Here is a 12,979-nt window from a genome sequence, read left to right as displayed (position 1 = left end):
TTATTGCGTGACAGGAAAAGTAGTTTTATACAATTCCAAACTTTCTTGTATCACCTTATGTGCATAACGAACACCAAGCAAATGCTCAATGGTTACGTTTTTACCTTCCAGTTTCTTGTAATCTTTAAAGAAACGAACGATCTCTGTCATAGCATGCGGAGGGAGTTCATTCAGGTCGTTGATATAGTTTACAGACATATCATTTTTGGCTACCGCAATAATCTTGTCATCCTGCTCGCCATTATCAACCATGTGCATCACACCTACAACTTTGGCTTCGATGATAGACATTGGGAAAACGTCAATAGAGCATAATACCAGAATATCCAACGGATCCTTATCGTCACAATAAGTTTGCGGGATAAAACCATAATTTGCCGGATACATTACCGACGAAAATAAAACACGATCAAGCTTTAATAAACCTGAATCTTTATCAATTTCATATTTTGCTTTTGAACCTTTTGGAATCTCGATGATTGCATTAACAACTTCAGGGATATTTTCGCCAGGAGAAACCTGGTGCCAGGGGTGTTGTGTACTCATTTAGTATATTCTATTTATATTATTTATTTTCTTTTGCTTCTAACACTTTCTTTCTTACATAAGCTACAATTAGGGGGATAGAAGTAGCTATGATCAATCCTAAAACAATGTATTGCAGATAATCTTTTAGCTGCGGAAAACGTTTCCCCAGAAAAAAGCCGCTTAGGGTAAATGCGCATACCCAGGTTACACTGCCTATAAAGTTAAATAAAGTAAACCTCTTTATATCAACCTTTACCACACCTGCAAATATAGGGGCAAATGTTCTAACTATAGGGAAAAATCTACCTAAAATCAATGCCATGCCGCCGTACTTGTTATAAAAATCGCTGGCCAGGGTTACGTACCGTTTCTTAAAAAACAAGGAATCGTTTTTATTAAACAATACCGGTCCCGTTCGGTAACCGAACCAATAGCCGGCAAAATTACCTAATACCCCGGCACCAATAAGCGATAAAACCAATGTGGATATAGTTACATCAACCTTTCCTGCCGAGCATAGCAGGCCTGCCATAAAAAGCAGATAATCTCCTGGTAAAAAAAAACCAAAAAATAAGCCGGTTTCAGCAAACACAACAATAAGCAAGAGATAAAAGCCCCCCCTGCTTATAATGGATTGAGCGTCCGTTAAATTTTGAAGGTATTCCCAAAAACTTTCCATTCACTATATCTGTAAAACTACAAATATTAAATCAATTTGCAGTTATCCAGTTATTGATTAAATGAACCTGGCAATAAAATCAGGGTAAACACCGATAAGGATAGTTACCAGTGCCGAGATGATGAACACTACTTTATAATAAGCAGGTACCACCAGTTCGGTACGATCTGCCGTGCGGAAGTACATAGCAATAATAACCCTGAAGTAATAAAAAATGCTAATGATGGCATTTACTACGGCTATAATAACCAACCAAACATGGTATTTGGCCAACGCTCCGGAGAACATGAAGAACTTACCCATAAAGCCCGCGGTAAGCGGTATACCTGCCAAAGAAAGCATCGCTATGGTTAATACAAATGCCAGGAATGGGTTGCTTTTAGCCAAACCATTAAAGCTTTCAAAGTTGTCGCTGCCGCTTTGTTGCTGAACCAGTATCAAACTGCCGAAAGCAATGATTGAAGCGATAGAATATGCGGTTGCGTAAATAAACACCGAGTTAGCTGAACCCGCCCCTAAAGCTACGATAGCAAAAAGCAGGTAGCCTGCATGCGAGATACTCGAAAAAGCCAGCATACGTTTAAAACTTTGCTGATACAGCGCGGTGATATTACCTATAAACAAGGTAATAATAGTGATAACCAATATGACCGGCACCCAAAAATCAGACAATGGTGCGAAGCAGGCCGAAAACAGGCGTAGGAAAGCTGCAAAGCCTGCGGTTTTAACTACGGTTGACATGAACGCGGTAATCAGCGTTGGTGCACCTTCGTATACATCCGGTGTCCAGAAGTGAAAAGGGGCAGCGCCTACTTTAAAGCAAAGACCTACAATGATAAGCACTATGCCGGTATAAAACATGGGGTCGGCATGCGGATGGGCCAAAACCCAGTCGCGGATAACTTCCAGGCTAAATGAACCTGTTGTACCGTACAATAACGTGATACCAAACAACAGGAAGCCTGTTGAAAAAGCACCCATTAAAAAATATTTTAAAGCAGCTTCGTTTGATGCAAAATCGCTTTTTTTGATACCCGCCAGAATATATAAACTAACTGACATGATCTCGATACCAATAAACAGCATCACCAGGTTGTAGAAAGATACCATCACAATGATACCGGCCAGTGAAAACAGGATAATAGCATAGTACTCTGCCACATGTTTGCTGATCTTATCAAAATATCCTTTTGACAGCATCAGGATAAGTATAGTGGCAATAATAGTGATGCCTGAAAATGCGATAGAGAAATTATCAAACATCATCATACCGCTGTATATAGGCAGGGCAACATTGTTCCATTGGGCAATAGCTAAACCTAGGGCTGCCAGCAAACCAATAATAGTAACCGGTAATAATGATTTTGTAGCCTTATACAAGCCGAGGTACAAAAGCACTATAGGTAAAACAGATATGATGATTAAAGTATTCATTTTATATTTTAAAAGCTACGTAAGGTTATCTTCTTATACAGCGTTTGTTATTAGTAATGTTTATTTAATTGTTGTATTAAATTATGAACGGCCGCCTCTGATATGTGCATGACAGGATGCGGATAAACACCTATTGCGATGATGAGCACGCAAATAATGCCTAAGGTCAATTTTTCAGATCCGGTGATATCGGTAAAAGTAGCGGTTAGTTCGTTGGTTTCGCCTTGCATTACATTTTTGTACATACGCAGCATATATACCGCTCCAAAAATAATGGTTAAACCTGCAACTGCAGCCAGTGCAATATTGAAATAATGATATGCACTGTATTCAAACACGCCGTTCAACAGTAAAAATTCACCCACAAAACCATTGGTTAAAGGTAACCCCACTGTACCCAGTACTATAATTAAAAAGGCAATAGAAAACTGTGGCGCAACTTTGGCAATACCACCAAGCTGGCTGATATCGCGGGTATTTAGCCTCCGGCTAATGATATCCCAGATCAGGAACATACCTACCACATTGATACCATGGTTAAGCATCTGGATCATGGCGCCCTGAACACCTACTTCTGTCCAGGCAAATATACCCGCAGCAATAAGGCCAACGTGTGCTATGGACGAATAAGCCACCAAACGTTTGCCGTCTTTTTGATTAAAGGCAATCAGCGAAGCATATATAATACCGATTACTGCCAGTATCATAACCAGTGCCTGCCAATGTATAAAACCAAGCGGGGCATTTGGTATTAACCAACGGATAACGCCATAGATACCCATCTTCAGCATAATACCAGATAACAACATAGTACCTGCTGTCGGAGCTTCGGTATAAGTATCCGGTTGCCACGTATGGAACGGAAATAAAGGCATTTTAATAGCGAAGGCCAGGAAAAACGCCCAGAACACCAATGACTGATGTTTGGCATCTAATCCGATACGGTAAAACTCATGAATATCATAATTTTTGCCTGGCGATTGCAGGTACAGGTAAATGATACCTACCAGCATAAATAACGAACCGGCAAACGTGTATATGAAAAATTTAATGGTAATGCGGATGCGGTTTTCGCCACCCCACAGGGCACATATAAAATAGATCGGGATCAATGCTGCTTCCCAGCCTACATAAAACAAAAATCCATCTAAAGCGGTAAATACAACCAACAGACCCGCTTGCATAAATAATATCAAACCATAAAAAGCACCCTCATTATTGTACTTGTGCTGGTAGGTTGATAAAACAATAAGCGGAACCAGCAGCGTGGTCAACAATACCATCACCATGCTGATACCATCGATACCCGCGCTAAAGTAAATACCAAATTTAGGAATCCACGGTACGTCAATGGCAAATTGGGTAGTTGCATCTGGTATAAACTTGCTTAAAAATAAGCCGGCAATTACCAGTTCGGCAACTGAGAAAAATAATGCAGCGTGTTTAGCAGTACCATTTTTTAATAAGGCTACTATAACTGCGGCTACTACTGGTAAAAATATTAATATACTAACGGTCATGTTATATGGTAAACGCTTATCGTTTATATTTTAGTTAATCCAAATATGCTATACGCCAATACAGCAATAATTCCAAGTACCATGATAAATATGTAGAAACCTACGTTACCGGTTTGCAGTAAACGCAAACCCTTACTGGTTTCGATAGTACCCTTGCCTAATCCGTTCACCAAACCATCAATGCCCAGGCGCTCCACCACGTTATAAAAGAAAGTGGACAGAAAATCCAAAGGCTTGCGGATGATCATATCATAAAGCTCATCGATATAAAATTTGTTATAAGACAGACTGGTTAATGCAGGACGCTCTTCGGTATCTGCTACCGGTATACTGCCGCCTTTTGCATATTTTAAATAAGCATAGATCAGCGCCACCAGGGCTACCAGTACCGATGTGCCCATCAATATAAATTCTGTGTTGGCCTGTAAATGATGTTCGCCCAGAACAGCATTTGATTTCTCGAACACTGGTGCCAGGAAATGCTCCAGCTCATGATGACCGCCTAAAACTTCTGGGACACCAATCATACCACCAATCATGGAAAGAATGGCTAGCACAATTAATGGAATAGTCATAGTTGCCGGCGACTCATGTACATGGTGTTCCTGCTCATGCGTACCACGGAACTTTCCGTAGAAAGTAAGATACAACATCCGGAACATATAGAATGAAGTCAGCATAGCGGTAAATACACCAATTACATAAAATGTGGTACTATGAGCGTAAGCATGGGCCAGAATTTCGTCTTTTGAAAAGAAACCCGAGAACGGCGGGATACCTGCAATGGCAATAGTACCTATCAGCATGGTAGCAAAGGTTACTTTGATCTTACCTTTTAAGCCACCCATTTTGCGCATGTCCTGCTCGCCACTCATCGCATGGATCACCGAGCCTGCGCCCAGGAACAATAATGCTTTGAAGAAAGCGTGTGTTAACACGTGGAAGAAAGCGCCTGTGTAAGCGCCTACACCCAAACCTAAAAACATGTATCCTAATTGCGATACGGTTGAATAAGCCAGTACCTTTTTAATATCTGTTTGTGTTAAGGCGATTAATGCGGCAAACAAGGCTGTTGCCAAACCAATGATGGCCACCAGCTCCATGGTAAACGGAGACATGGAGTAAAAAATATTAGAACGGGCTATCATGTAGATACCTGCTGTAACCATAGTAGCCGCGTGTATCAGTGCAGATACCGGGGTTGGGCCGGCCATTGCATCGGGCAACCAGGTAAATAATGGTAATTGTGCAGATTTACCAACAGCACCTACAAAAAGCAGCAAAGTTATAGCCGTTAAAGGTACCGCCTGACTGGCAGTTAAAGTAGCAGCTTTAGGGAATATGACAGCAAAATCGATGCTGCCAAAAATGTGTATGATCAAAAATATACCCAACAAAAAGCCCAGATCACCTATGCGGTTCATGACAAAAGCCTTCTTAGCTGCATCAGCATAACTTGGGTTAGTATACCAGAAACCGATAAGCAGGTAGGAGCATAAACCTACACCTTCCCAGCCAATAAACATGATGAGGTAATTTGAACCCATCACCAGTAAAAGCATAAAGAAAACGAACAGGTTCAGGTAAGCAAAGAATTTACCGAAGCCGTTATCATCGTGCATATAGCCTATCGAATACAAGTGGATGAGGAAACCAACACCTGTAATGATCAGCAACATGATAGCACTTAACTGATCAACCAGGAACGCGAAAGGTATTTTAAGCGAAGCAACAGTGATCCAGTCGAAATAAGTAACATTAATAGGATGCCCGCTTGATTTGATCTGAAAGAAAACTGCCAGGCTCAAACCAAAAGATACCAGTACCAGCAGGCTGCCAATAAAGCCAATTACGTTTTTTGATAATGAATTGCGGCCAAGTCCGTTAATAATAAAACCGGCTAACGGTAATATAGGAATAAGCCAGATGTATTGATTCATAAGCCCCCTCTAAATCTCCCCCTGAAGGGTGAGACTTTTAGTTTTTTATTGTTTTATTTATATGCCTTCCTTTCAGAAGGTGTTAATTAGTTATTCGCTTTTTTAACCCTCCCCCTTCAGGGGGCCGGGGGGCTCTACCATTTCAGCCTGTTCAGCACGTTGATATCAATCGAATTGGTATTGCGGTATATCATCACAATGATGGCTAAACCTACCGCTACTTCTGCGGCAGCCAATGCCATAATAAAGAACACGAAAACCTGTCCGCTGGCATCACCACGATAAACTGAGAAAGCAGTAAGCAACAGGTTAACCGCATTAAGCATCAGCTCAACCGACATAAATATCACGATAGCGTTACGGCGTATTAATACCCCCATTACTCCTATCGAAAAAATGATGGCGCTTAATAATATGTAATGATTAAGCGGTACCGCGTGCATGGTATTTGTTAAACTTTCCATTATGATGCAGTTTTAGGGTCTTTAGTAGCCAGTAAAACAGCGCCCACCATTGCCGTTAACAGCAATACCGAGGCCACTTCAAATGGCAGTAAAAATTCATTAAACAATACTTTACCCAGGTTTTTCACCAGGCCCAGATCGGGATTTTTCAATACCACCGGGTTTGAGGTGGCAACCAGCTTTAATGATGATGCCAAAGCAACCGCCAGGATACCACCACCAAATACGCCCGCTATTTTCACCATAAATGGCTTTACCGGTTCACTTTCCTTGTTCAGGTTAATGAGCATCAGTGTATACAGGAACAATACCAGGATAGCCCCCATGTACACAATAAAATTAACGATGGCCAGGAACTGGGCATTCAATAAAATATAGTGAACGGTGAACGTAAAAAAGGTAAGTATCAGGTAAAGGATGCTATGTACCGGGTTTTTGGCCGAGATAACCAGTATCGAAAAGAATATGGACAAAAACGCGATGAAGTAAAATGTACTCATGTTTATATTTACAAAATACCCTTGTCCGCCCAAAGAGTTGGGCAAAGGTATAAAACTTCTTTATTGATTTAAGGGGGCCTCTACTAATTTGTCTTTACCGTAAATAAAATCCTTCCTCAAATAGTCGGCAGGAACATGATCACCGTCAAGATAAATAGCTTCTTTAGGACAGGCCTCTTCGCACAGTCCGCAGAAAATGCAGCGCAGCATATTTATTTCGTAAACAGCGGCATACTTTTCTTCGCGGTATAAGTTCTCCTCTCCTGGCTGGCGCTCGGCTGCCGTCATGGTGATGGCTTCTGCCGGACATGAAAGTGCGCACAACCCGCAGGCGGTGCAACGCTCTTTACCGTTCTCATCACGCTTTAGCGAGTGCATACCCCTAAAGTTTTCTGAATATTCGCGCTTTTCTTCAGGATAACTGATGGTAACCGGTTTCTTGAAAAAGTGCTTCATGGTAGTAGCCAGACCGCCAACAATGGCAGGCAGGTAAGCACGCTCCATCAAATTGAGCGGCTTTACTTCCAGTACTTTTTTCTTATTACTTAATGATTCCATTTTAACTAATATCCAAAGTGTGTAAGTAATGTACTACCTATACCGGTAAGCACAATGTTGGCAATAGCCAGTGGTATTAATATTTTCCAGCCCAGATCCATCAACTGATCATAACGGAAACGCGGGATTGTCCAGCGAACCCACATGAAAAAGAAGATGAACAGGCATATTTTAATAAAAAATATAAGAACGCCAAATAATGGTCCCCAAGTTGGCCCTAATAACGTATTCATCCCATCCATACCCGGATAGTTGTAACCGCCCCAATATAGGGTAGCCATAACTGCCGATGAAATAAACATATTGATGTACTCTGCAAACAGGTAAAAACCCAGTTTCATAGAAGAATACTCTGTGTGATAACCACCAACCAATTCGGTTTCGCACTCCGGCAAATCGAACGGTGTACGATTGGTTTCGGCAAAGGCACATACAATGAACAATATAAAACCAAGCGGCTGCCTTAACACGTTCCAGTGCCAGCTATGTTGCTGCTCGGCAATTTCGCGCAGGCTTAAAGTGCCGGTTAACATCAGCAATGCGATGATGGACAAGCCCATCGAAATTTCATAACTGATGTTTTGCGATGCCGCACGGATAGCACCTAATAAGGAATATTTATTGTTTGATGCCCAACCACCTATCATTACGCCATATACACCTAATGATACTACGCCAAAAATGTACAGTACGCCAACATTAATGTCGGTTACCTGCAAATCAATACTATGACCGCCAATAACCATTGTTTGCCCCCACGGTATAACAGCCGAACCTATACAGGCGGTTAATATAGCCAGGGAAGGCCCTACAATAAACAAAAAAGGCGTTGCATTGGTTGGGATGATTTCTTCTTTCAAAAACATTTTGCCACCATCGGCCAGTGGTTGTAAAATGCCCCATGGACCGGCACGGTTAGGACCTATCCTATCCTGGAAAAATGCGGCTACTTTACGTTCGGCATAAGTGGAGTACATAGCCATCACCAGGCTGATAACGAAAATGATCAGTATCAGGCCAATTTTAATCAGTATATCTGCAGTTGATCCCATTATAAGCGTGTGTCTCGTTCAAATTGTTCTTTATTCGCTTCCATCAATACCGGGTTGGTTTTAACCACCGGCAGTGGTGTAAATTCATAGTGGTTAGAGCTGATCACCGATTTATGCGATATCTTGCGCGGGCCTTCAATAACCCAATCAGCTGTTTTCTTTTTATCAAAACGACAGGTATTGCAAATAAATTCTTCTACCTCACCATAAACATCTTTACGACCGGTTACCCTGATCACATCCTCGCCTTTATACCATAAAGTGGTTTTACCACAGCATTTATCGCAATCGCGGTGCGCATCAACCGGTTTGGTAAACCATACACGGTTTTTAAAACGGAAGGTTTTATCGGTTAACGCCCCTACCGGACAAACGTCGATCACATTGCCCGAAAAATCGTTATCAATAGCTTTGCTGATATAGGTGGAGATCTCAGAATGATCGCCCCTGTTCAGGATACCGTGTAAACGGGTATTGGTAATCTGATCGGCAGTGAACACACAACGGTAGCAAAGAATGCAACGGGTCATGTGCAGCTGTATTTTATCGCCGATATCAATTTTTTCAAACGTACGACGGTCAAACTCATAACGGGTTTTAGCAGCACCATGCTCAAAACCTAAGTCTTGCAAGTGGCACTCACCAGCCTGATCACAAACCGGGCAGTCCAGTGGGTGATTGATCAATAACATTTCCACCACACCTTTACGCGCCTCAATTACCTCTGGCGAAGTGATATTTTGTACTTCCATACCATCCATTACCGTGGTACGGCAAGAGGCTACCAGTTTTGGCATAGGGCGCGGATCTTTCTCAGAGCCTTTGCTTACCTTAACCAAACAAGTACGGCATTTACCGCCGCTGCCTTCCAGCTTGGAGTAATAGCACATTGCAGGCGGAACAATATCGCCCCCGATCTGCCTTGCGGCATTCAGGATAGTTGTTCCTGGTTCTACTTCAACGGGTATTCCGTCTATGGTTACTTTCATTGACATTTTATATAACGTCCTTGTTTATTTTCTTTCCGTCATTGCGAGGTACGAAGTAATCTCTAAACTATACAGAGCAACTCTGTAATTCGGGGATTGCTTCGTCCCTCGCAATGACGCGCGGTTTTATTTATTTTCTTTTGTCATGCTGAACGCAGTGAAGCATCTGATCGTCGATAGATCCTTCGTCCCTCAGGATGACAAGTTTTATTTTTTATCCTGCAACAGCTTCTAATTTCGGCAACGGATCAGCGTAATGTGCTAAACCATAATTTCTCGAAACTGCTTCTGAAGCATTAGTCACGTGCCATTCAAATTCATCCCTGAAGTGGCGGATAGCACTGGCCACAGGCCATGCTGCCGCATCGCCCAGCGGACAAATCGTGTTGCCTTCAATTTTTTTAGAGATATCAACCAACAGGTCCATATCACTTTGTTTACCATGACCGTACTCTAACCGGTGCAATACTTTTTCCATCCATCCGGTACCTTCACGGCATGGCGAACATTGTCCGCAGCTTTCATGATGATAAAAACGGGCGAAGTTCCAGGTATTACGGACGATACAGGCATCCTCGTCATAAGCAATAAAACCGCCCGAACCCATCATGGTACCGGTTACAAATCCGCCATCGGCCAATGATTCATAGCTCATTAAGCGAGGCTCATTGTTAATGGTTTTCAGGATGAGGTTAGCTGGCAAAATTGGTACTGATGAACCACCAGCAACAACCGCCTTCAGGCGTTTGCCATTAGCAATACCACCGCAATATTCGTCGGAGTATATAAATTCTTCAACCGGTAAACCCAGGTCAATTTCATAAACACCAGGTTTTTTCAGGTTACCACCGGCTGAAATCAGCTTAGTTCCTGTGCTGCGACCGATACCCAGTTTAGCATATTCATCACCGCCTTCGTTAATGATCGGTACAACTGCCGCTATCGATTCTACGTTGTTTACCACTGTAGGGCAACCATACAAACCTGCAATAGCCGGGAATGGTGGTTTAATACGCGGGTTACCACGTTTACCTTCCAGTGATTCCAGTAAAGCGGTTTCTTCACCACAGATGTAAGCGCCACCGCCGGGTTGTACATAAAGCTCCAGGTCGTAACCCGAGCCTAAAATATTTTTACCCAGGAAACCTTTGGCTTTTGCTTCGGCTATAGCTCTTTCCAGGATCCTGATCTGCGGCATCATTTCGCCGCGAACGTAGATGTATGATGTATTGGCACCCAGCGCAAAGCTCGATACAATCATGCCCTCAATTAATAAGTGAGGGATATAGGTCATCAGGTAACGGTCTTTAAAAGTACCGGGTTCAGATTCGTCGGCATTACAAACCAGGTAACGTGCCACACCTTCGGGCTTGGCCAGAAAGCTCCACTTCATACCGGTTGGGAAACCCGCGCCACCACGACCACGCAAACCCGACTTTTTCACCTCTTCCACAATCGCCTCGGGCGACATGGTTTTGATAGCTTTTTCAACAGAAGCGTAACCACCCTTGGAGCGGTAAACATCAAAAGTATTGATGCCGGGTACGTTTATATGTTCTAATAATAATTTGCGTCCCATGATACTGTTAATTTTTTGCCTTTGCTGTTAAATCGCCGATTAATTTATCTACCGAATCGTTAGTTAAATTCTCGTAAAAAGTATATTCAGGGCCAATTTGTAAAACCGGACCGAAGCCACAGGCGGCCAAACACTCTACCCCGCGCCAGCTAAACAGGCCATCGGCAGTAACTTCGCCTTCTTTTACACCCAGTTTTTGCTCAATATGATCCATGATCTTTTCGGCGCCTACCAAACAGCAACCACTGGTACGGCAAACCTCCAGTACATATTTGCCTTGCGGGCGTAAAAAGTACATGGTATAAAATGAAGCTACTTCGTATACTTCAATAGGTAATATATCCAGGTAAGCAGCCACTTTATCCATGGCAGGTACACTCACCCAGCCAAACTCGGCCTGTACCAGGTGCAATATCGGCAGTAAGCCCGATTTTTGTTTTCCCTGCGGATAACGGCTTACGATATCATCAAATTTACTGATCAGTTCCGGCGAAAAATCAACCGGTACCTGAGTATCTTCCACTTTAAGCATCTAACTCTCCGGCTATAACGTTTAAACTACTCATATTAATAATAGCGTCTGATAACAACATACCACGGCTCATAGGTGCATACATCTGGTAATTGATAAAGCTTGGCCTGCGGAAATGCAAACGGTACGGGCTGCGTCCACCATCATTTACCAGGTAAAAGCCCAGCTCGCCATTAGCACCTTCTACCGAATGATATACTTCGGTATTTGGAGTTGGGATTTCGCCCATCACAATTTTAAAGTGATAGATGAGGGCTTCCATGTTATTATAAACTTCTTCTTTTGGAGGCAGGTAAAACTCAGGCACATCGGCATGGAAAATGTCGGTTGGCTCTTTTTCCAGTTTCACCAGGGCTTGCTCTATAATGCGCAGACTTTGCCACATTTCTTCGTTACGCACCAAAAAGCGGCTATAAACATCACCATTGGTACCCACGGGCACTTCAAAATCAAATTCTTCGTATGATGAGTATGGGTTCATGGCCCTTACATCATAATCAACACCGGCGGCACGCAATAACGGGCCTGTCCAGCTATAGCTTAATGCGGTTTCGGCAGTAACAGCGGCCACATCTTTGGTGCGGTCAACAAAAATACGGTTACGGTTAAACAGCGATTCAAATTCTTTCAGTGTAACCGGGAAATTTTTCAGGAAGGCACGCAGCTTGGCAAAAGCAATAGCGTTAAAATTACGCTCAAAGCCGCCTATACGGCCAATATTGGTAGTGAGGCGCGATCCGCAGATCTCCTCGTATATTTCATAAATAGACTCGCGGTGCTCCATCATGTACAGAAAACCGGTAAACGCACCGGTATCCACGCCCAATACACCATTGCAGATGATGTGGTCTGATATACGGGCCAGTTCCATGATAATCACCCGCAGGTAATCCACACGTTTTGGAGTTGTAATGCCCAACAACTTTTCAACCGTCATGTGCCAGCCCATGTTGTTAATGGGCGACGAGCAATAGTTTAAACGGTCGGTAAGCGGAGTTATCTGGTAAAACGGTCTGTGTTCGGCAATTTTTTCAAACGCACGGTGTATATAACCAATGGTTGATACACCGCTCACAATTCTTTCCCCATCAAGCTGAAGCACGTTCTGGAACACACCGTGGGTTGCAGGGTGCGTTGGCCCCAGGTTTAGGGTCGAAAGCTCGCTTTGCGGATCGTTGTCTGTATATACAGGATGATTTTGCAT

General features: G+C 42.9%; 13 protein-coding genes. All 13 read right to left on the bottom strand.

Annotated features, from left to right (window positions below; translation table 11 throughout):
- The 13 genes from G7092_RS16430 to G7092_RS16370 all read right to left on the bottom strand — a co-directional run bounded on the left by G7092_RS16430 (window position 1) and on the right by G7092_RS16370 (window position 12,979).
- Window positions 1-546, bottom strand: coding sequence for an inorganic diphosphatase (locus G7092_RS16430; protein ID WP_166091104.1), 546 nt, complete (start codon window positions 544-546; stop codon window positions 1-3).
- Between the two features lie 19 nt (window positions 547-565).
- Window positions 566-1,207 (bottom strand): DedA family protein, encoded by a 642-nt coding sequence (locus G7092_RS16425; RefSeq protein ID WP_166091103.1) that lies wholly within the window; start codon window positions 1,205-1,207, stop codon window positions 566-568.
- A 57-nt stretch (window positions 1,208-1,264) separates the two neighbouring features.
- Window positions 1,265-2,641: an NADH-quinone oxidoreductase subunit N gene (locus G7092_RS16420; protein ID WP_166091102.1), complete on the bottom strand. Its 1,377-nt coding sequence runs from the start codon at window positions 2,639-2,641 to the stop codon at window positions 1,265-1,267.
- Between the two features lie 50 nt (window positions 2,642-2,691).
- Window positions 2,692-4,161 carry a complex I subunit 4 family protein gene (locus G7092_RS16415; RefSeq protein ID WP_166091101.1) on the bottom strand — a complete coding sequence of 490 codons (1,470 nt, stop codon included), beginning with the start codon at window positions 4,159-4,161 and terminating at the stop codon, window positions 2,692-2,694.
- A 23-nt stretch (window positions 4,162-4,184) separates the two neighbouring features.
- The gene (gene nuoL / locus G7092_RS16410) at window positions 4,185-6,101 is read right to left on the bottom strand and encodes an NADH-quinone oxidoreductase subunit L (protein ID WP_166091100.1); all 1,917 of its coding nucleotides are present in this window, start codon (window positions 6,099-6,101) and stop codon (window positions 4,185-4,187) included.
- 134 nt (window positions 6,102-6,235) lie between these two features.
- A complete protein-coding gene (gene nuoK / locus G7092_RS16405; RefSeq protein ID WP_166091098.1) occupies window positions 6,236-6,565 on the bottom strand; it encodes an NADH-quinone oxidoreductase subunit NuoK in 330 nt (109 codons plus the stop codon).
- Entirely contained in the window at window positions 6,565-7,065 is a 501-nt protein-coding gene (locus tag G7092_RS16400) for an NADH-quinone oxidoreductase subunit J family protein (RefSeq protein ID WP_166091096.1), read from the bottom strand. The genes nuoK and G7092_RS16400 overlap by 1 nt, the downstream gene beginning before the upstream one ends.
- 60 nt (window positions 7,066-7,125) lie before the next feature.
- The gene (locus G7092_RS16395; RefSeq protein WP_166091095.1) at window positions 7,126-7,623 is read right to left on the bottom strand and encodes a NuoI/complex I 23 kDa subunit family protein; all 498 of its coding nucleotides are present in this window, start codon (window positions 7,621-7,623) and stop codon (window positions 7,126-7,128) included.
- 5 nt (window positions 7,624-7,628) lie between these two features.
- Window positions 7,629-8,675, bottom strand: coding sequence for an NADH-quinone oxidoreductase subunit NuoH (gene nuoH, locus G7092_RS16390; protein WP_166091094.1), 1,047 nt, complete (start codon window positions 8,673-8,675; stop codon window positions 7,629-7,631).
- Entirely contained in the window at window positions 8,675-9,664 is a 990-nt protein-coding gene (locus tag G7092_RS16385) for an NADH-quinone oxidoreductase subunit G (protein ID WP_419699961.1), read from the bottom strand. The genes nuoH and G7092_RS16385 overlap by 1 nt, the downstream gene beginning before the upstream one ends.
- Window positions 9,665-9,878: 214 nt before the next feature.
- Window positions 9,879-11,243, bottom strand: a complete 1,365-nt coding sequence (gene nuoF, locus G7092_RS16380) for an NADH-quinone oxidoreductase subunit NuoF (protein ID WP_166091092.1) — start codon at window positions 11,241-11,243, stop codon at window positions 9,879-9,881.
- A 7-nt stretch (window positions 11,244-11,250) separates the two neighbouring features.
- Window positions 11,251-11,775 carry an NADH-quinone oxidoreductase subunit NuoE family protein gene (locus tag G7092_RS16375; protein WP_166091091.1) on the bottom strand — a complete coding sequence of 175 codons (525 nt, stop codon included), beginning with the start codon at window positions 11,773-11,775 and terminating at the stop codon, window positions 11,251-11,253.
- Complete coding sequence (locus G7092_RS16370) at window positions 11,768-12,979, bottom strand: NADH-quinone oxidoreductase subunit D (protein WP_202985340.1); 1,212 nt, start codon at window positions 12,977-12,979, stop codon at window positions 11,768-11,770. Before G7092_RS16370 ends, G7092_RS16375 begins: the two co-directional genes overlap by 8 nt.

It is taken from the genome of Mucilaginibacter inviolabilis (genome assembly GCF_011089895.1).
GTDB classification, from domain to species: Bacteria; Bacteroidota; Bacteroidia; order Sphingobacteriales; family Sphingobacteriaceae; genus Mucilaginibacter; species Mucilaginibacter inviolabilis.
Note: the sequence above shows the minus strand (reverse complement) of the source record. Positions and strands in the feature narration are given on the sequence as shown.